The organism is Streptomyces sp. TLI_105 (assembly GCF_900105415.1).
Taxonomy (GTDB): Bacteria; Actinomycetota; Actinomycetes; order Streptomycetales; family Streptomycetaceae; genus Streptomyces.
In genome coordinates, this window is record NZ_FNSM01000001.1 from 1,505,289 (window position 1) to 1,523,274 (window position 17,986).

Annotated in this window: 17 protein-coding genes; 6 read left to right on the forward strand and 11 right to left on the reverse strand. The window is 72.9% G+C overall.

Annotated elements, in window-relative coordinates:
* Positions 1-28: 28 nt before the first annotated feature.
* Both BLW86_RS06825 and BLW86_RS06830 read right to left on the reverse strand, forming a co-directional pair.
* Complete coding sequence (locus BLW86_RS06825) at positions 29-1,666, reverse strand: ABC-F family ATP-binding cassette domain-containing protein (protein WP_093873179.1); 1,638 nt, start codon at positions 1,664-1,666, stop codon at positions 29-31.
* 13 nt (positions 1,667-1,679) lie between these two features.
* Positions 1,680-2,129, reverse strand: a complete 450-nt coding sequence (locus BLW86_RS06830; protein WP_093873180.1) for a hypothetical protein — start codon at positions 2,127-2,129, stop codon at positions 1,680-1,682.
* A gap of 70 nt (positions 2,130-2,199) precedes the next feature.
* On the opposite strand from BLW86_RS06830, the gene BLW86_RS06835 reads away from it, so the two are divergent.
* Complete coding sequence (locus BLW86_RS06835) at positions 2,200-3,156, forward strand: FAD-dependent oxidoreductase (protein ID WP_093873181.1); 957 nt, start codon at positions 2,200-2,202, stop codon at positions 3,154-3,156.
* 90 nt (positions 3,157-3,246) lie between these two features.
* Here the strand turns inward: BLW86_RS06835 and BLW86_RS06840 are convergent, their stop codons facing one another.
* From BLW86_RS06840 to BLW86_RS06850, 3 genes are all read right to left on the reverse strand, one after another.
* On the reverse strand, positions 3,247-3,549 hold the full coding sequence (locus tag BLW86_RS06840) for a hypothetical protein (RefSeq protein ID WP_093873182.1): 303 nt from the start codon (positions 3,547-3,549) through the stop codon (positions 3,247-3,249).
* Between the two features lie 118 nt (positions 3,550-3,667).
* Positions 3,668-4,981, reverse strand: a complete 1,314-nt coding sequence (locus BLW86_RS06845; RefSeq protein WP_093873183.1) for a M14 family metallopeptidase — start codon at positions 4,979-4,981, stop codon at positions 3,668-3,670.
* Positions 4,982-5,018: 37 nt separating this feature from the next.
* Positions 5,019-7,034 carry a Xaa-Pro dipeptidyl-peptidase gene (locus tag BLW86_RS06850; RefSeq protein WP_093873184.1) on the reverse strand — a complete coding sequence of 672 codons (2,016 nt, stop codon included), beginning with the start codon at positions 7,032-7,034 and terminating at the stop codon, positions 5,019-5,021.
* Positions 7,035-7,258: 224 nt separating this feature from the next.
* Here BLW86_RS06850 and BLW86_RS06855 point away from each other — a divergent pair, with 224 nt between their 5' ends.
* Positions 7,259-8,809, forward strand: a complete 1,551-nt coding sequence (locus BLW86_RS06855) for a M1 family metallopeptidase (RefSeq protein ID WP_093873185.1) — start codon at positions 7,259-7,261, stop codon at positions 8,807-8,809.
* Positions 8,810-9,172: 363 nt separating this feature from the next.
* Here the strand turns inward: BLW86_RS06855 and BLW86_RS06860 are convergent, their stop codons facing one another.
* Positions 9,173-10,057, reverse strand: a complete 885-nt coding sequence (locus BLW86_RS06860) for an oxygenase MpaB family protein (protein ID WP_093873186.1) — start codon at positions 10,055-10,057, stop codon at positions 9,173-9,175.
* Between the two features lie 96 nt (positions 10,058-10,153).
* Entirely contained in the window at positions 10,154-10,639 is a 486-nt protein-coding gene (locus BLW86_RS06865; protein WP_093873187.1) for a F0F1 ATP synthase subunit B family protein, read from the reverse strand.
* A 158-nt stretch (positions 10,640-10,797) separates the two neighbouring features.
* Here BLW86_RS06865 and sph point away from each other — a divergent pair, with 158 nt between their 5' ends.
* Positions 10,798-11,790 (forward strand): sphingomyelin phosphodiesterase, encoded by a 993-nt coding sequence (sph, locus tag BLW86_RS06870; RefSeq protein ID WP_093873188.1) that lies wholly within the window; start codon positions 10,798-10,800, stop codon positions 11,788-11,790.
* A 13-nt stretch (positions 11,791-11,803) separates the two neighbouring features.
* Here the strand turns inward: sph and BLW86_RS06875 are convergent, their stop codons facing one another.
* Together BLW86_RS06875 and BLW86_RS06880 are read right to left on the reverse strand one after the other, a co-directional pair.
* Complete coding sequence (locus BLW86_RS06875; RefSeq protein WP_093873189.1) at positions 11,804-12,304, reverse strand: hypothetical protein; 501 nt, start codon at positions 12,302-12,304, stop codon at positions 11,804-11,806.
* Positions 12,305-12,397: 93 nt separating this feature from the next.
* Entirely contained in the window at positions 12,398-12,880 is a 483-nt protein-coding gene (locus BLW86_RS06880; RefSeq protein WP_093873190.1) for a macro domain-containing protein, read from the reverse strand.
* A gap of 92 nt (positions 12,881-12,972) precedes the next feature.
* Here BLW86_RS06880 and BLW86_RS06885 point away from each other — a divergent pair, with 92 nt between their 5' ends.
* The 3 genes from BLW86_RS06885 (at position 12,973) to BLW86_RS06895 (ending at position 14,566) form a co-directional block, all read left to right on the forward strand.
* Positions 12,973-13,182 (forward strand): RNA polymerase sigma factor sigma-70 region 4 domain-containing protein, encoded by a 210-nt coding sequence (locus BLW86_RS06885; RefSeq protein WP_093878538.1) that lies wholly within the window; start codon positions 12,973-12,975, stop codon positions 13,180-13,182.
* Positions 13,182-13,736: a Clp protease N-terminal domain-containing protein gene (locus BLW86_RS06890; RefSeq protein ID WP_093873191.1), complete on the forward strand. Its 555-nt coding sequence runs from the start codon at positions 13,182-13,184 to the stop codon at positions 13,734-13,736. Before BLW86_RS06885 ends, BLW86_RS06890 begins: the two co-directional genes overlap by 1 nt.
* A gap of 95 nt (positions 13,737-13,831) precedes the next feature.
* Positions 13,832-14,566 (forward strand): MerR family transcriptional regulator, encoded by a 735-nt coding sequence (locus BLW86_RS06895; protein ID WP_093873192.1) that lies wholly within the window; start codon positions 13,832-13,834, stop codon positions 14,564-14,566.
* On the opposite strand, the gene BLW86_RS06900 is transcribed toward BLW86_RS06895, so the two are convergent.
* A complete protein-coding gene (locus BLW86_RS06900; protein WP_093873193.1) occupies positions 14,553-16,727 on the reverse strand; it encodes a 3-hydroxyacyl-CoA dehydrogenase NAD-binding domain-containing protein in 2,175 nt (724 codons plus the stop codon). The two genes, BLW86_RS06895 and BLW86_RS06900, sit on opposite strands and share 14 nt — an antisense overlap.
* Positions 16,728-16,768: 41 nt before the next feature.
* Entirely contained in the window at positions 16,769-17,983 is a 1,215-nt protein-coding gene (locus BLW86_RS06905; protein ID WP_093873194.1) for an acetyl-CoA C-acetyltransferase, read from the reverse strand.
* Between the last annotated feature and the right edge of the window lie 3 nt (positions 17,984-17,986).

Sequence of the window (17,986 nt, forward strand, 5' to 3'; positions counted from 1 at the left end):
GTGCGGCCCGGTCCGTACGGGAGCGGCATCAGAGTTCGGTCACCTTGCCGTCGGCGACCTCGACGCGGCGGGTGGTGCGGACCGCGTCGAGCATGCGCCGGTCGTGGGTGACGAGCAGCAGCGTGCCGGTGTACGAGTCGAGGGCGGACTCCAGCTGCTCGATGGCCGGCAGGTCCAGGTGGTTGGTCGGCTCGTCGAGGACGAGCAGGTTCACGCCCCGGCCCTGGAGCAGGGCGAGCGCGGCGCGCGTCCGCTCGCCCGGCGAGAGCGTGGTGGCGGGCCGCATCACGTGGACGGCCTTGAGACCGAACTTGGCCAGCAGGGTACGGACCTCGGCGGGCTCCGTCTCCGGCACGGCCGCACAGAACGCCTCCAGGAGCGTCTCCGTACCGTGGAAGAGCTTGCGGGCCTGGTCGACCTCGCCGACCACGACGCCCGAGCCGAGGACCGCGTCCCCGGAGTCCAGCGGCAGCCGACCGAGCAGGGCGGCGAGCAGGGTCGACTTCCCGGCACCGTTGGCCCCGGTGACGGCGACCCGGTCGGCCCAGTCGATCTGCAGGGTGACGGGGCCGAAGGAGAAGTCGCCGCGGCGCACCTCGGCCTCGCGCAGGGTCGCGACCACCGAGCCGGAGCGGGGCGCGGCCGCGATCTCCATCCGCAGCTCCCACTCCTTGCGGGGCTCCTCCACGACGTCGAGGCGCTCGATCATGCGCTGGGTCTGCCGGGCCTTGGCGGCCTGCTTCTCGCTGGCCTCGCTGCGGGCGTTGCGGCCGAGCTTGTCGCCGTCGGTGGCCTTGCGGCGGGCGTTGCGCACGCCCTTGTCCATCCAGGACCGCTGCATGTGGCCGCGCGCTTCGAGGGCTGCCTTCTTGCCGGCGTACTCCTCGAAGTCCTCGCGCGCGTGCCGCCTGGCCCTGTCCCGCTCCTCCAGGTAGGCCTCGTAACCGCCGCCGTACAGCGTGATCTGCTGCTGGGCGAGGTCGAGCTCGAGGACCTTGGTGACGGTGCGGGTGAGGAACTCGCGGTCGTGGCTGATGACGACCGTCCCGGCGCGCAGCCCCTTCACGAAGGACTCCAGGCGCTCCAGGCCTTCGAGGTCGAGGTCGTTGGTGGGCTCGTCGAGCAGGAAGACGTCGTAGCGCGAGAGCAGCAGGGAGGCGAGGCCGGCGCGGGCGGCCTGGCCGCCGGAGAGGGCGGTCATCGGCTGGTCGAGGCCGACGGTGAGGCCGAGGGAGTCGGCGACCTCCTCGGCGCGCTCGTCGAGGTCGGCGCCGCCGAGGTTCAGCCAGCGCTCCAGGGTGAAGGCGTACGCGTCGTCCGCGCCGGGCGTGCCGTCGACGAGGCCCTGGGTGGCCTCGTCCATGGCGGCCTGGGCGGCGGCGACGCCGGTGCGGCGGGCGAGGAACTCCCGCACGGTCTCCCCCGCGCGCCGCTCGGGCTCCTGCGGCAGGTGGCCGACGGCGGCGGTGGGCGGGGAGAGCCGCAGCTCGCCCTCCTCCGGGGTGTCGAGCCCGGCGAGCAGCCGCAGCAGGGTCGACTTGCCGGCGCCGTTGACGCCGACGAGGCCGATGACGTCACCGGGGGCGACGACGAGGTCGAGTCCGGCGAAGAGGGTGCGCTCGCCGTGGCCGGCGGCGAGGTCCTTGGCGACGAGGGTTGCAGTCATCAGGGAACGAATCCTAGGCGACGCGGCGACACGCCGAGGATTCGAGGAGCCGGAGCAGTACGGACCGGTAGGTCGCGCCGTGGAAGCGGTACGGCCCGACGCCGGGGTAGCCCTCGCGCACGGGGTCGGCGGCGGTGCCGGTCTGCCAGGCGAAGTCGCGCCAGACGACGTCCCCTCCCTCGCGGGCGACGACGGCGGTGACCGCGCCGCAGCCTGGGTCCTCGCAGTCGGGGCAGGAGTGGATCACCTGGCGGGTGCCGTCGGCCAGGAGGAGGCGGTGGGCGTGCTCGGCGCGAACGGTGGGCGGGAGGTCCGCCGCGAGGGGCGAGACGGTGTCGAAGCCGTCGGTCTCGTCGAGCCGGTGGAGCAGCGGCCTGCCGTCGACGAGGAAGTCGTGGTGGTGGGGGTCGCCGCCCGACGGGGCGGCGGGGGCGAGGTCGAAGGACGTGTGCGGGACCGGCATGACTCGAGTATTTCCGCCTTCCGTGGCCGCGCCGTCTTGGAAATGTCCCGGTCCCGGTACGGTCCCGGGCATGAGGAGCGACGTGATCGTGGTGGGGGGCGGGGTCGTCGGTCTGGCGACGGCGACGAGGCTGGCGGAGCGCGGGCTGCGGGTGCGGATCCGGTCCCGGGACGCCGTGAGGGGAACGACCTCGGCGGTGGCGGGCGCCCTGTGGTGGCCTTACCGGATCGAGCCGGCGGCCGAGGTCGGGGCCTGGGCGCTCGCCTCCCTGCGGGTGTACGAGGAGTTGGCCGTCGATCCGGAGCGCAGCGGGGTCCGGTGGGTGTCGGGGGTCCACGCGGGCACGGTCCTCGACGGGCTCGGTCCGTGGGCGAAGGAGGTCGAGGGGCTGCGGCAGTTGGCGCCGGAGGAGGTGCCGGGGCCGTACCGGACGGGGCTCGCGGCGCGTCTGCCGCTGATCGACATGCCGGTCCATCTGGCCTTCCTGCGCAGCCGGTTCGAGGCGATGGGCGGGATCTTCGAGGATCGCGGGGTCGCCGGCTTCGAGGAGGCGGCGGCGCTGGCCCCGGTGGTGGTCGACTGCACGGGGCTCGCGGCGCGGGAGCTCGTGCCGGATCCCGGAGTGCGGCCGGTGCGGGGGCAGTTGGTGCTGGTGGAGAACCCGGGGATCGAGGAGTGGTTCACGGCGGCGGACGAGTCGGCGGGCGAGACGACGTACTACTTCCCGCATGCCGATCGGCTGGTCCTCGGCGGGACGGCGGAGGAGGGCGACGAGCGGCTCGCCCCGGATCCGGCGACGGCGGCGGCGATCGTGGCGCGGTGCGCGCGGGTACGGCCGGAGATCGCGGGGGCCCGGGTCCTCGGACACCTGGTGGGTCTGCGGCCCGCGCGGACGGGCGGGGTGCGGATCGAGGCGGTGCCGCTGCCGGGCGGCGGGCGGCTCGTCCACCACTACGGTCACGGCGGCGCGGGGGTGACGGTGGCCTGGGGCTGTGCGGAGCGGGCGGCGGAGCTGGCGGTCGGCTGAGGGGGCGGGGCGGGGTTCGGGCGGGGAGCGGGGCGGAACGACCGCGGGGCGGCTGCCTCCTTTCGGATGGCAACCGCCCCGCGTGACGTACTACTTCCAGAGCGGCGGCTTGTTGTTCCGGTCCGCGTCGGCGCACTGCTTGGCCCTGCGCTCCAGGGCGTCGGCGCGGGCGAAGGCCTTGCGGGCCTCCGCCGTGGCGCCGAGGTGCTTGAGCTGGTTGCCCCGGTCGCGCTCCTTGCGGGCGTCCGCCCGCAGCTTGCTGACGTTGCAGGTGATGGGCTTGGCGGCGGCCGGCTCGGCGGTCGCCGTCTGTCCGAGCAGCACGCCCCCGGCGAGCAGCGTCGTGGCGAGCAGGGCCGTGAGCGTACGGTGTGCGGGCTTGGTGTGGCGCATGATGGCTCTCCAACTTCAGGGCGGTGGAGCCCTGTTCGAGGCATGGTCAGTACCGACCGGTAACTTTACCTCGGCAAACATCGGAATCGCGCCACGCCGGGCCGGGGGCACCCGATCGTCAACACTCCTCCACAGGACTCCCACTGACGAGGTGATAGGCGGCCCGCGCGTCCAGGAGCAGCGGGACGAGCGCGCGCTGTGACTGGCGCAGCGGCACGAACGCCCCCGCTCCCTCCGTCCGTACGCTCACGCCGTGCAGGGCGAGTTCGTCGCCCACCTCGGCGTACTGCGCGGCGTCCAGGCGGTAGCCGCAGGGCGGATCGGCGAGGATCTCCTCCGGCTCGGCCGGGTCGTTGTCGGCGCCGCCGAGGTAGACCGGACCCCGGTCGGCGAAGCCGGCGCGCCGGGCGAGGGAGGTGGCCGCCGTGAGCGGCCCGCGCCTCTCGTCGAGATAGCCGAAGGCCCCCTGCAGGGCGGCGTGCTGGGTGGCGACGCGACGCCGGTGGTTGAGGGCCGGATCATCCTTCTCGGCCTGGTCGAGGGCGTCCACCCGGGTCTCGACGAGCAGCCCGGCGGAGTGCTTGATGCCGGCCGTGTTGCGCAGGATCCGCTCCTGGCCGTCACCGGCGACCTGCTTGACCGGTTCGCCGGTGAGGGGGTCGGTCCAGATGCCGTAGATGCCGCTGCTGTAACCGGCGAGCCCGGCGGCGGGCCGGACGTAGGACTCCGAGAGCGTCCGGGACTCGTCGTGGACGTGCGGGTCGGCGTCGAGGCTGCGGGGCCAGAGGGCGAGCAGGTCCTTGTCGTAGTAGCGGGGGGTGGCGCCGTACTCGTGGAGGTCGTACACGAGGGCGGGCTTCCGGTCGCGGACGACGGCGGCGATCGCGCGCGCCTCGGCGGTCCGCAGGGCGAGGTGGTCGCGGTTGACGTCGATCCCGTCGCCGTTGCCCCGGGTGTCGGCCTCCCGGCCGTCGGGGTTGGCGGTGGGGACGACGAGGAGGGTGGTGCGGGCGAGGAAGCGCCGGGTCTCCCGGTCCTGGGCGTACGCGAGGTCGCGCACCGTGCTCAGACAGGCCTCCCGGCCCGCCGGCTCGTCGCCGTGCTGACTGCAGACGAGCAGCACGGTGGTGCCCGCGCGGCCCGCGCCGACGGTGGCGAGCCGCAGCGGGCGGCCCTGGCCGGTGGTGCCGATCTCGCGCAGCGACACCCGGTCGCTCCCCCGGTCGACCGCCGCGAGGAACTCGCCCTCCTCGGCCTCGGTCGTCCACCGGGCGCCCCGGCTCTCCTCGAAGCCGGTGCGCGGGAGGGTCTTCGCGGGCGCGCTGTCCGCCGCCTTCGCGGGGACGGTGACGAGCGGCAGGGCGAGGACGGCGGCACCCACGACGAGGGCGAACGACCGCCGGGAACTCCGGTACCTGGTCGGCGAATTCATGGGCGGCTCCCGTTCGTCGCGGGTGCGGTACGGGGGTTCACCGGGCGGCTCCCGGGCCGGGCAGGCGCGGTCCGGTGACGGCGGCCGGCGGGACGGGACCGCTCAGGGACGGGACCGCCGTGGGCGGGGGCACGGCCGGGTCCGCTCCCGTGGTCGCCCGGTCGAACGCCCCGGCGCCGCCGACGAGGGGCACCTTCGCCCAGGTGCGGGTGAGGTCGAGGGTGAGGGTCGGGGTGGTCGACGGAGGATCGAGGAGGTCCTTGTCGGTGCCGCCGACGATCAGGGCGAGCCGGTGGCCGGCCGGGACGACGTGGTCGGTCGGGGCGAGGTCCAGGGTGAGGGTGTACGCCCTTCCGGGGATCAGCGGGCGCTCCTGGCGCGGGTCGGCCCAGGTGCCGAGGTCGGCCCAGCCCCGGCTGACGACCGTGTACGCCACGTCCGCCGTACGGGCCGCGGTCTCCTTGAAGCAGGCGCTGTCGCCCGGCGTGCTCGCGCCCCAGCAGGTGCGGTCGGTGAGGGTGGTGATGCCCTCGCCGGCCGCCGCGTAGTCCCGGATGGTGTCGGGGCCGAGGTCGACGAGGACGGCGGAGAGGTGCGCGGTGGAGGTGGTCGGGGTCGCGGTGACCGTCACCTTCGAGGAGCCTGAGATCCGCAGGTCCCGGGAGAGCGGACGGGTGGCGAACCCGGCCTTCTCGGGGGTCGCGCCGTCGATCCGGGCGGCCCAGTCCAGCTCGCCCAGGCCCGGGTCGTCGGTGAAGGTCGCGGTGGAGCCGGGGGCGGCGGGCGCGCGGCCGAGGACGCCCGGCCCGGAGGCGGCGCCGGGGGCGGGGCGCAGGGTGGTGGTCGTCGCGGCGCGCGCCGGCCACTGCCGGTCGGTGGTCCAGACGTCCGGGGCGCGCTCGACGTCCGCGACGGGCTCGCGGTCGACGCCGTTGTCGTAGCCGAGGAGGTAGTGGTCGAACCAGCGGTGCAGGGTGCGGACCCAGTCGGCGCGCCGGAAGTCGAAGGGGTCGACGTGGCCGGTCTGGGAGAGCCAGATCTTCCGCTCGACGCCGTGGGCGGCGAGCGCGTCCCACCACTGGCCGAAGTGGTTGGCGCGGACGTTGAGGTCCTGCTGTCCGTGGACGACGAAGACGCTGGCCCTGACCTTGCCGGCGTCCTTCACGTAGTCGCGCTCGGTCCAGGTCGGGGTCCGGTCGCCGCTGTAGGGGGTGCCCGCGGTGATCCGGTCCTGGACGGCGCCGCAGCGGCCCTGCGCCTCAGGGCTGTTCACGTACTCGGAGAGCCAGCTCGGGTTGGCGTTGTAGAGCGGGGCGCCCTGCGAATGGAAGTAGTCGTACCAGGAGGAGATCGCGGCGATCGGGACGATCGTTTTCAGCCCTTCCACGCCGGTGGCGGCGACGCCGTTGGCGATGGTGCCGTCCCAGCTCTTGCCGATCATGCCGACGTTCCCGGTGCTCCAGGTGGTGGCGCGGGCCGGGGTCCCGCCGGTGCGGGAGGTGTAGCCGCGGGCGCGGCCGTTCAGCCAGTCGACGACGGCCTTCGCGGACCGGACGTCGGAGCGTCCGCCGACGTCGTCGCAGCCGTCGGAGCGGTTGGTGCCGGCGAGGTCGACGGCGACGAAGGCGTAGCGGCGGGGGACGAAGTAGTTGTCGTAGAAGAGCGGGAGCTGGACGGGGTTGCCGTCGGCGTCGTAGGTCTTCTTCTGGCCCTCGTTGCCGCGTCCGCAGCAGGAGTAGTACGGGCTGGCGTCCATGATGACCGGGACCTTCCGGCCGGCCGCCGCGGGCTCGCGGGGGCGCACGATGTCGACGGCGACCCGGTCGGCGCGTCCGTCGCCGTCGCCGTCGAGGCCGGTGTCGACCCAGACGGACTCGCGGACGGCGTCGGCGTACGAGTGGACGGGCCGGGACTCGCGCGGGAAGGACGACACCGGTTCCGGCCGGGCGCCGGCGGGGGTGACCAGGGTCGCGAACAGGGCGGCCGTGGCCGCGGAAACGAGGGTTCCGTACGTCAGTCGGGCTCCGCGGGTTCTCCGCTTTCGCATCGGCATGCGCCGGAACGTACCCCGGTCAACTCCCGGGCAAAAGAGTGCCGTAGGGAATCGGGGGGATTCCGGGTCATTCCGGTGACGGACGGGTTCATGTCGGCCGAATGGCGATCGTGTGACAGGGGGTCCTCTGGACGTGACGGTGCGTCGGAAGGCTGAATAAGGTCCGAACTAAGGACCGACGACCACCCGCGCGTCTTACGTTTCTTATGACTTGGGGAGCACCTGTGCACCGCAGACTCATCGTTCCGAGCGCCCTCGCGGCCTCCCTGCTGCTGGCGATCCCGGCATCGGCGGCCTCCTTCACCCCCGGCGCCCCGGGCATCGGCGACTCCTACTACCCCGCCAGCGGCAACGGCGGCTACGACGTCTCCCATTACGACCTGCGCCTGAAGTACCAGCCGGCGACGGACCTCCTGGAGGGCACGGCGACGATCCTCGCCACCACCAAGCAGGACCTGTCCCGCTTCAACCTGGACCTCGGTCTGCAGGTCAGCGAGATCCGGGTGAACGGCCGCCTGGCGAAGTTCGCCACCTCGGGCGACCACGAGCTGGAGGTCACCCCGGCGTCCCCGCTGGCGAAGGGCACGCCGATCTCGGTGGTCGTCCGCTACGCGGGCAAGCCCTCCGAGTTCAAGATCGACGGCTGGTCGGCCTGGGCCCGCACCCCGGACGGCGGCGTCGCCGCGCAGGAGCCGGACTCGGCCGTCTGGTGGTTCCCGTCCAACGACCACCCGCTGGACAAGGCCACCTTCGACGTCTCGGTGCTGGTGCCGGACGGCCACCAGGCCATCAGCAACGGCGTGCTGCAGTCGCAGTCCTCGCGGCTCGGCTGGACCCGCTTCAACTGGCGCTCCAACAAGCCGCAGGCGACCTATCTGGCGACGCTCGCCGTCGGCAAGTTCGACATCACGACGGACAAGACCGCGAACGGGCTGCCCGTCCTCAACGCGTACAGCAAGGACCTCGGCGACAACGCGGGCGCGGCGCGCGCCTCGATCGAGCGCACCACCGAGGTGGCGGAGTGGCTGGAGTCGGTCTTCGGGCCGTACCCCTTCAACTCCCTGGGCGGCTACGTGCCGAACGTGACCAGCGGTTTCGCCCTGGAGACGCAGACCCGTCCGTTCTACAGCCCCCGCCAGTTCGCCAACGGCGCGAACGTGTCGGTGGTCGTCCACGAGCTGGCGCACCAGTGGTACGGCGACAGCGTGTCCGTCGGCGACTGGAAGGACATCTGGGTCAACGAGGGCTTCGCCCGCTACAGCCAGTGGCTGTGGTCGGAGAAGGAGGGCGAGGGCACGGCCCAGGAACTGGCGGACTACGTGTACGCCACGCGGGCGGCCGACGACCCGTTCTGGACGGTGAAGCCGGGTGACCCGGGCGCCGAGAACCAGTTCCACAGCGCCGTGTACGACCGGGGCGCGCTGGCGCTCCAGGCCCTGCGCAACGAGATCGGCGACGAGGACTTCTTCGCGATCCTGAAGGGCTGGCCGCAGGAGCACGCGTACGGCAACGCGCACGTCTCGGACTTCGTCCGGTACGCGGAGCGCGTCTCCGGCAAGCCGCTGGCCGCGCTCTTCGACACCTGGCTCTACCAGCCGTCGAAGCCGGCCGCTCCGGCCGCCGCCCCGGCCGGCCTGTCCGCCCCCGCGGCTGCGCCGTCGGCCCGCTCCGCCGCGAAGCCGGCGAAGCCCGTGCAGCCGAAGTCGTGGAAGAAGATCGCGGAGACGAACACGATCCACGAGAACGAGGCACCCGGACACCACGCCGGGCACTGATCCGGCCGAGGGCCGGGCCGCCGGGCCCCGCCGCGGCCCGGTCCTCACCCGTGTGGGCGGTACCCGCCGGGCGGTGCCCCTCCCGCACCCCCGTGTGGGCAATCGTCCCGCAGGGCGGGACGGGTGGGCACACGGGACGGCGCCCTCAGCGGCGCCTCCGCATTCCGCGCCTGGACCCGCACCACGCGTGCGCCGCACGTTCCGGTGCGGGTCCAGGCTCGGGAGCCTAGGCCCGGCAAGGGCGCCGTCCGTTGTGCCCACCCTCCCCCAAGCTCTCGGCTTCGCTCGAGCAGGGGGGACCCCCTCGCCCCGGCGGAACGACTGCCCACAACGGGGAGGGACCCTGACCGGTGAGGCCGTCCGTCAGCGCGTCGCGCGGCGGGCGGCCCCTCGGGCTTTCCGGGCCAGGGGCAGGTAGCGCAGCCGCTCCGGCAGGACCGGAACCACGGCACGGACGACCCGGGCGAACCGGCGCAGGGTGCGCTCCTGCGCGTCCGTCCACTCCAAGCCGATGGCCTCCCGGGCGTCCGGCGGCATCAGACCGACGGTGAGGAAGGCGCGCAGCCGCAGGAAGGGGCGGCGGAGGGCGGGCCACAGGAGACGGAGGGCGAGCCGCAGCGGCAACGGGCCCCGGTCCGGGGCGGGCAGCGGCAGGTCGGTGTCGAGCAGCTCCCGTACGACGGCGGTGGCCTCGATCTCCTCGGCGAGGACCTTCCGGTAGTACGGCCAGAACTCCTCGATCGTCTGGGGCATGTCCCGGTCGTGGATGCCGAGGATCCGGCCGACCTGGAGCCACTCGGCGTACAGCCGGCGCTCCTGCGCCTCGGTGAGGGGGCGGGCGAGGAGGCGGAGACCGTGCCGGTAGATGGGGAAGCCGGTCGCGTGCACCCAGGAGTAGTAGGCCGGGGTGAGGGCGTGGTAGCGGCGGCCGTGGGCGTCGGTGCCCTGGATGGTCCGGTGCAGCTCCCGGAGCCGGCGGCCCTCCCTGGCGGCCTCCTCGCCACCGTAGATCCACAGCTGGAGCGACCGCAGGGAGCGCTCCCCCCGGCCCCAGGGGTCGGTGCGGAAGACGGAGTGGTCGTCGACGCCGGCGCCGATCGCGGGGTGGGCGACCTGCAGGGTGAGGGCGGCGGGCAGCATCAGGAGCGCCCGGACGTCCCCCGCGACGCTCCACAGCACTCCGCCGACGGGCGGCGGCGCGGGGTCGCGACCGGCCGGGGCGCGGTCGAGCGGCTTCACACGTTCCATGGCCTTCTCCTCACGTTTCCAGGCTGCACCCATGACGAAGGGGCCGTCACGCGGGCGCTGCGGCCCGGGTGACGGCCCCTTCGGGGAAGTGCGGGGTCAGGCGCGGTCGGCGCCGACCGGCTCGCCGACGATACGGGCGGCGAGGGCGTGGGCCCAGGCGTCGACGTCGGCGTTGAGCTCGCGCTCGGCGGCGGCGCGCTCCTCGGCGATCTTGGCGGCACCGGCGGCGAGGATCGCGTCGCGCTCGGCCTGGCCCTCGGCGCGGGCCGCGGCGATGGCGGCCGAGCCCTCCTCGGTGGCCTGGGAGCGGATGCGCGCGGCCTCGTGGCGGGCCTCGGCGAGCTCCGCCTCGTACTGCTCGCGGATCGCGGCGGCCTCGGAGCGCAGGTCGTCGGCGCGCCCGGTGCCGCCGTCGATGGCGTCCTCACGCTCGTCGAGGGTGCGCTTGATCTTCGGGAGGATGCCCTTCGCCAGGATGAGGAAGGTGAGCCCGAACAACACCAGGCCGAGGATGAGCTCGGCCCAGACGGGGTTGAGCGGACCGAGGTCCATCTTGAAGACAGTGGAGTTCGCGAGGGTCATGCGCGCATTCTACCTGCTCCAAAAAGTGACAAATCAGACACCGGGACGAGAGTTGGCGTGATCTTGCGAGCTCGGCAAGATTCCCGGCACCCAGAGGCTACCGGAAGGTAACCACGGCTGATTGTATGTGCGGCGCCAGTCCAACCCCCCACGCAATCATGGGAGTTCACGTGTCGCTCGCCGCGCTCCGCCGCGCCCCCGGCGCCGCCCTTTCGCTCGCGCTCGCCGCCGTCACCCTGGTGACGGCCGCCCCGGCCGCGACCGCCGCCGCCACCGAGGCGCCCCGGCTGAAGGTGCTCACGTACAACACGTTCCTGTTCTCCAAGACCCTGTACCCGAACTGGGGCCAGGACCACCGGGCCAAGGCGATCCCCGCCGCGCCCTTCTTCCAGGGGCAGGACGTCGTCGTGCTCCAGGAGGCCTTCGACAACTCCGCCTCGGACGCCCTCAAGGCGAACGCCGCCGCTCAGTACCCGTACCAGACCCCCGTCGTCGGCCGCAGCAAGACCGGCTGGGACGCCACCGGAGGGGCCTACTCCTCGACCACGCCCGAGGACGGCGGGGTGACGATCCTCAGCAAGTGGCCGATCGTCCGCAAGGAGCAGTACGTCTACAAGGACGCCTGCGGCGCCGACTGGTACTCGAACAAGGGCTTCGCCTACACCGTCCTGAACGTGAACGGCAGCCTCGTCCACGTCGTCGGCACGCACGCGCAGTCGACCGACCCGGGCTGCTCGGCCGGCGAGGCGGCGCAGATGCGCAGCCGGCAGTTCAAGACGATCGACGCCTTCCTCGACGCCAAGAACATCCCGGCGAACGAGCAGGTCGTCGTCGCCGGCGACATGAACGTCGACTCGCACACCCCCGAGTACGGCACGATGCTCGCCGACGCGGGCCTGGTGGGGGCCGACGCGCGCACCGGCCACCCGTACTCCTTCGACACCCAGCTGAACTCGATCGCCTCCGAGCGCTACCCGACGGACCCGCGCGAGGACCTCGACTACGTCCTCTACCGGTCCGGGAACGCCCGGCCCGCCGGCTGGACCAACAACGTGGTCCTGGAGCAGAGCGCGCCGTGGACGGTCTCCAGCTGGGGCACGCAGTACACCTACACCAACCTCTCCGACCACTACCCCGTCACCGGCTTCTGACCGGAGCGGCGCCTCAGTAGGGGTACCGCCCGAAGAGGCTGTACAGCCAGGCACCGAGCACCGCGACGACGCAGAGCAGGACGAACCAGGAACCGGGGCTGGTGTGCCGCTCCCTGCGGGGGCGGCGGCCGGGGCGGGCGGCACGAGCCGCCCGCCCCGGCTTCTCCCGCTTTCCGGGCTTCCCCGGCCTTCCGGCCCGGGACGGCCCCGGCGCGGGCTCGGCGGCCGCGGCGACCTCGGCGAGCAGCCGGCGGCAGACGGTCGCGAGCTCCGCCGTCCCGGCCGTCAGGTCGACGACCACCTCCGTACGGGCCGGGGCGGTCGTCCCCCCGTCCAGGATCCGCCCGGCCCGCAGCAGGGCCCGGTCCTTCCCCCCGGTCGGGGCGAGGCTGATCCATCGGCGCACGTGCTCGCCCCGGATCACCACACCGCCGCCCCGCTCCCGGTAGACGGTGTGCTCCCGCCACAGGACTCCGGCCAACTCGTCGGCCGTCTCCCTGAGTTGCGCGTACATCTGACTCCCCTGTTCCCGATCCCCCGATTCGAACAGCCGCCGACTCTAGCCCGCCCGGCCGAACACCCCCACGACACCCCGCCCCAGCGCCCGTTACCCGCCGAAGTCGTACACGGTGACCGGTATCCCCCGCTCCGCGAGCCGCCGGAGGACCAGGGGCTCGACCTTCTCCCAGGAACCGCCCGCGAGCCCGCAGCCGATGCGCGGCATGTGCACGGACGCCCCGAGCTCGGCCGCCTTGTCCGCGAGCAGTGCGAGGGCGACGTCGATGGCCTCGTACCGCACGGGCACGCCGGTGCTCCGCGCCGTCCGCATCCCCCGCTGCCCCACCAGGTTGGCCACCCAGACGTACGGCTCGACTTGGACGAACTGGGCCGCGCCGAGGCCGAAGTCGTTCCGCGCGCGCTCGCGGTGCCACTGCCGGTAGGCCGCCTCCGGCTCCGGCCAGCGGCGGGAGACCGCGAGGACGAAGCCCTTGCCCCAGCCCCCGAGGTCGTTGCAGACGTGCGCGACGACCTTGACGCCCTTGCCGTGGGGTGCGGTGGCGTCGCCTCGTACGTACTCGATCATGCTCATGGGGTCACCGTAGGAGACGGCACCGACAGTGGGGGCGTCTCGGACGTCAACTGGGGTTGACATCCTTCCGGGTGTCAACCTACATTGACATCATGACCGATGCGACCGATCTCGCCGCGCGGGCCGGCGACCGTGACCCCCGGGTCGGGTTGCGGGCCGTCTCCGCTCTGCGGCGACTGCTGGAACAGCTGGAGGCCGTCCAGGTGCGCGGCGCGCGCAACCAGGGATGGTCGTGGCAGGAGATCGCGACCGAGCTGGGTGTCAGCCGGCAGGCCGTCCACAAGAAGTACGGGAGGCAGTGATGTTCGAACGGTTCACGAAGGCCGCGCGTGCCACGGTGAAGGGCGCCGCCGCGCACGCGGAGCGCGGCGGCGCGGCCGTCGTCACCCCGGAGCACCTCCTCCTGGCCCTGCTCGACCGCGAGGACACCCGCGCGGCGGCGGTGCTCGGGCGGCTGTGCCCGCCGGAGCACCGCCCGTCCCTGCTCGCCGCGCTCTCCGACGCGCGGCGCCGGGCCGGACTGTCCCGGGCGGACGAGGAGGCCCTGGCCGGCCTCGGCATCGACGTCGGCGCGATCGTCGAGCGCGTCGAGGAGAGCCACGGCACGGGCGCGCTGGCGGGCGACCGCAAGGACGCCGGGTGGCGGTCGGGCCGGCTCGCCTTCTCCCGCGAGGCGAAGGCCGTCCTGGAGAAGTCGCTCCGCGTGACCCTGGCCCGCAAGGACCGCGAGATCGGCGACGAGCACCTCCTCCTGGCCCTCACCCTCCTCGGCGGCGTGGTCGCCGAGACGCTGGCCGACCACGGCGTCACCTTCGCCTCCGTCGACACGGCCCTGTCCTCCCCCGCGCCCCTCTGATCCCCCGGCCGCCGGACACCCGGCGGGCCTCCGACCGGTGAGACGAGCCCTTCGGGGGCTTTTACAGCAGTGGTGAGACAGCAATACTGTTGAACATGGAGCAGCTGAGTGACGCGCAGGAGCCCGTGTACACCGTGGACGAACTGGCCGCACGGGCCGGGGTCACGGTGCGGACCGTGCGGTTCTACGGGACCCGGGGGCTGCTGCCGCCGCCCGCCATCGGGGCTCGGCGGGTCGGGCACTACGGGGCCGATCACCTGTCGCGGCTCGCGCTGATCGAGGAGCTCCAGCGGCAGGGCATGACGCTGGCCGCCATCGAGCGGTACCTGGAGCAGCTGCCGGCCGATCTGAGCGCACAGGACCTCGCCATCCACCGGGCCCTCGTGGCCTCGTGGGCGCCGGAGTCCGCCGAGACGATCACCCGGCGCGAGCTGGAGCGGCGGGCCGGACGGGCGCTGACCGAACGGGACGTGGACCGGCTGGCCGCGATGGGCGTGCTCGACCGGACCGACGAGGACGACACGTACCGCCTCGACGGGGCGCTGCTGCGGCTCGGGGTCGAGCTGCTCGACGTGCCCATCGAGCACGAGACGATCCTCGCCTCCCGGACCGTGCTCCTGGAGCACGCCCGCGCGGCCGCCCAGGAGCTCTCCCGGCTCTTCCGGGACGAGGTGTGGAGCCCGTACCGGGAGAGCGGGGAGGACCCGGACCACCTGAGCGCGATGAAGTCGCTCTCGGCGCACATGCAGCCGATGGTGGTCCAGGCCCTCCTCACGGCCTTTCAGCGCTCCCTGAGCGAGGAGCTGAGGTCGGCGTTCAGGAGTCGGTGAAGGTCTCGCCCCGGTCCGCCTTCTCCACCAGGAGGGCCGGGGGCTCGAAGCGTTCGCCGTAGGTCGCGGCCAGCTCGCGCGACCTTGCCACGAAGCCCGCGACACCCCCCTCGTAGCCGTTGATGTACTGGAGGATGCCGCCGGTCCAGGCCGGGAAGCCGATGCCCATGATGGAGCCGATGTTGGCGTCGGCGACCGAGGTCAGGACGCCCTCCTCCAGGAGCCGGACGGTGTCCAGGGCCTCGGAGAACAGCATCCGCTCCTGCATGTCGCGGAACGGGATCTCGTACCCGGGCTTGGTGAAGTGCTCGCGCAGCCCCGGCCAGAGCTTGCCGCGCTTGCCGTCCTCCCCGTACTCGTAGAAGCCCGCGCCGCCGCTGCGGCCGGGGCGGCCGAACTCGTCGACCATGCGGTCGATGACGGCCTCGCCCGGGTGGGTGACCCAGGTGCCACCCTCCTCCTCGATCGCCTTCTTCGTCTCGTTGCGGATCTTGCGCGGGAGGGTGAGGGTCAGCTCGTCCATGAGGGAGAGGACCTTCGCCGGGTAGCCGGCCTGGGCGGCGGCCTGCTCGATCGAGGCGGGCTCGATGCCCTCGCCGACCATGGCGACGCCCTCGTTGATGAAGTGGCCGATCACCCGCGAGGTGAAGAAGCCGCGCGAGTCGTTGACGACGATCGGCGTCTTGTTGATCTGGCGGACCAGGTCGAAGGCGCGGGCCAGCGCCTCGTCGCCGGTCCGCTCGCCCTTGATGATCTCGACGAGCGGCATCTTGTCGACGGGCGAGAAGAAGTGCAGGCCGATGAAGTCGCCCTGGCGCTCGACGCCCTCGGCGAGGACGGAGATCGGGAGGGTGGAGGTGTTGGAGCACAGGAGGGCGTCGGGGGCGACGACGTGCTCGATCTCCTGGAAGACCTTGTGCTTGAGCGCGGTGTCCTCGAAGACCGCCTCGATGACCGCGTCGCAGCCGGCCAGGTCCGCCACGTCGGCGGTGGGCGTGATGCGGGCGAGGAGGGCGTCGGCCTTCTCCTGGGTGGTGCGGCCGCGGGAGACGGCCTTGGCGCAGAGCTTCTCGGAGTAGCCCTTGCCCTTGGCGGCGGACTCCGCGGAGACGTCCTTGAGGACGACCTCGATGCCGGCGCGGGCGCAGGAGTACGCGATGCCGGCGCCCATCATGCCGGCGCCGAGGACGGCGACCTTGCGGACCTGCCGCTTCGCCACGTCCTTCGGGCGGCTCGCGCCCGAGTTCACGGCCTGGAGGTCGAAGAAGAACGCCTGGATCATGTTCTTCGCGGTCTGGCCGATGACCAGCTCGGTGAAGTACCGGCTCTCGATGGTCAGCGCGGTCTCGAAGTCGACCTGGGAGCCCTCGACGGCGGCGGCCATGATGGCCTTCGGGGCCGGGTAGGGCGCGCCGTTCAGCTGCTTGCGCAGGTTGGCCGGGAAGGCCGGCAGGTTGGCGGCGAACTTCGGGTTCGACGGGGTGCCGCCGGGGATGCGGTGGCCCGGGACGTCCCAGGGCTGGTGGGACTCCGGGTGCGCGTCGATGAAGGCGATGGCCTTGGCCATCATCTCCTCGGCGGTGGCGGCCACCTCGTGCACGAGACCGTTGTCCAGGGCGCGCTTCGGGGCGTACTGGGTGCCCTGGAGCAGCACCTTGAGGAGGGCGTCGGTGATGCCCATGAGGCGCACGGTGCGGGCGACGCCGCCGCCGCCCGGCAGCAGGCCGAGGGTGACCTCGGGCAGACCGATCTTGGAGCCGGGGGCGTCGAGGGCGACGCGGTGGTGGGAGGCGAGGGCGATCTCGTAGCCGCCGCCGAGCGCGGCGCCGTTGATCGCGGCGACGACCGGCTTGCCGAGGGTCTCGATGCGGCGCAGCGCGTTCTTGATCTCGATGGCGGAGTCGAAGATGTCCTGGGCATGCTCGGGGCCCGCCTTGATCATGTCCTTGAGGTCGCCGCCCGCGAAGAAGGTCTTCTTCGCGGAGGTGTAGATGATGCCGCGGATGGAGTCCTTCTCGGCCTCCACGCGGTCGGCGATCGCGATGATCGAGGCCCGGAAGGCCTGGTTCATGGTGTTGGCGGACTGGTTGGGGTCGTCGAGGACGAGGGTGACGATCCCGGTCTCGTCCTGCTCCCAGCGAATGGTGGTGCTCTCGCTCATGACTGCTGCTTCTCCGTGGGTGAGGGGTGCGGACGGGACGGTCAGACGCGCTCGACGACGGTGGCGATGCCCATGCCGCCGCCCACGCAGAGGGTGGCGAGGCCGTAGCGCTTGTCCTGGCGCTCCAGCTCGTCGACGAGGGTGCCGAGGATCATCGCGCCGGTGGCGCCGAGCGGGTGGCCGAGCGCGATGGCGCCGCCGTTGACGTTGACCTTGTCCAGGGAGATGCCCATGTCCTTGACGAAGCGCAGGACGACGGCCGCGAAGGCCTCGTTGATCTCGACGAGGTCGATGTCGTCGATGGTGAGGCCGGCCTTGGCGAGGGCCTTGCGGGTGGCCGGGGCGGGGCCGGTGAGCATGATGGTCGGCTCGGAGCCGGAGACGGCGGCCGAGACGATCCGGGCGCGCGGCGTGAGACCGTACCGCTCGCCGACCTCCTTGGAGCCGACGGCGACGAGGGACGCGCCGTCGACGATGCCGGAGGAGTTGCCCGCGTGGTGGACGTGGTCGATCTCCTCGACCCAGTGGTACTTCTGCAGCGCGACCGCGTCGAAGCCGCCGAGTTCGCCGATGTCCTTGAAGGAGGGCTTGAGGCGGGCGAGGGAGTCGGCGGTGGTGCCGGGGCGCAGGAACTCGTCGTGGTCGAGGACGGTGAGTCCGGCGCGGTCCTTGACGGGGACGATCGAGCGGGCGAAGCGGCCGTCCTTGACGGCGGCCGCGGCGCGCTCCTGGGAGAGGGCGGCGTACTCGTCGACGTCGCGGCGGGAGAAGCCCTCCAGGGTGGCGATGAGGTCGGCGCCGATGCCCTGGGGGACGAAGTTGGTCTCCAGGTTGGTCATCGGGTCGGCGAACCAGGCGCCGCCGTCGGAGGCCATCGGCACCCGGGACATGGACTCGACGCCGCCGGCGAGGACGAGGTCCTCCCAGCCGGAGCGGACCTTCATCGCGGCCATGTTGACCGCTTCGAGGCCGGAGGCACAGAAGCGGTTCTCCTGGACGCCGGCGACGGTGTCGGGGAGCCCGGCGGCGATGGCGGCGATCCGGGCGATGTCGGAGCCCTGGTCGCCGACCGGGCCGACGACGCCGAGGACGATGTCGTCGACGGCGGCCGGGTCGAGTCCGGGGTTGCGGGCCTGGATCTCCCGGATGAGGCCGACGACCAGGTCGATGGGCTTGGTGCCGTGCAGGGAGCCGTTGGCCTTGCCGCGTCCGCGCGGGGTGCGGATCGCGTCGTACACGTACGCTTCGGTGCTCACGGG

Bases quoted from the DNA above. Each gene is read 5' to 3' on its own strand.
- BLW86_RS06825 (WP_093873179.1), bottom strand. From the start codon at position 1,666: ATGACTGCAACCCTCGTCGCCAAGGACCTCGCCGCCGGCCACGGCGAG.
- BLW86_RS06830 (WP_093873180.1), bottom strand. From the start codon at position 2,129: ATGCCGGTCCCGCACACGTCCTTCGACCTCGCCCCCGCCGCCCCGTCG.
- BLW86_RS06835 (WP_093873181.1), top strand. From the start codon at position 2,200: ATGAGGAGCGACGTGATCGTGGTGGGGGGCGGGGTCGTCGGTCTGGCG.
- BLW86_RS06840 (WP_093873182.1), bottom strand. From the start codon at position 3,549: ATGCGCCACACCAAGCCCGCACACCGTACGCTCACGGCCCTGCTCGCC.
- BLW86_RS06845 (WP_093873183.1), bottom strand. From the start codon at position 4,981: ATGAATTCGCCGACCAGGTACCGGAGTTCCCGGCGGTCGTTCGCCCTC.
- BLW86_RS06850 (WP_093873184.1), bottom strand. From the start codon at position 7,034: ATGCCGATGCGAAAGCGGAGAACCCGCGGAGCCCGACTGACGTACGGA.
- BLW86_RS06860 (WP_093873186.1), bottom strand. From the start codon at position 10,057: ATGGAACGTGTGAAGCCGCTCGACCGCGCCCCGGCCGGTCGCGACCCC.
- BLW86_RS06865 (WP_093873187.1), bottom strand. From the start codon at position 10,639: ATGACCCTCGCGAACTCCACTGTCTTCAAGATGGACCTCGGTCCGCTC.
- sph (WP_093873188.1), top strand. From the start codon at position 10,798: ATGGGAGTTCACGTGTCGCTCGCCGCGCTCCGCCGCGCCCCCGGCGCC.
- BLW86_RS06875 (WP_093873189.1), bottom strand. From the start codon at position 12,304: ATGTACGCGCAACTCAGGGAGACGGCCGACGAGTTGGCCGGAGTCCTG.
- BLW86_RS06880 (WP_093873190.1), bottom strand. From the start codon at position 12,880: ATGAGCATGATCGAGTACGTACGAGGCGACGCCACCGCACCCCACGGC.
- BLW86_RS06885 (WP_093878538.1), top strand. From the start codon at position 12,973: ATGACCGATGCGACCGATCTCGCCGCGCGGGCCGGCGACCGTGACCCC.
- BLW86_RS06890 (WP_093873191.1), top strand. From the start codon at position 13,182: ATGTTCGAACGGTTCACGAAGGCCGCGCGTGCCACGGTGAAGGGCGCC.
- BLW86_RS06895 (WP_093873192.1), top strand. From the start codon at position 13,832: ATGGAGCAGCTGAGTGACGCGCAGGAGCCCGTGTACACCGTGGACGAA.
- BLW86_RS06900 (WP_093873193.1), bottom strand. From the start codon at position 16,727: ATGAGCGAGAGCACCACCATTCGCTGGGAGCAGGACGAGACCGGGATC.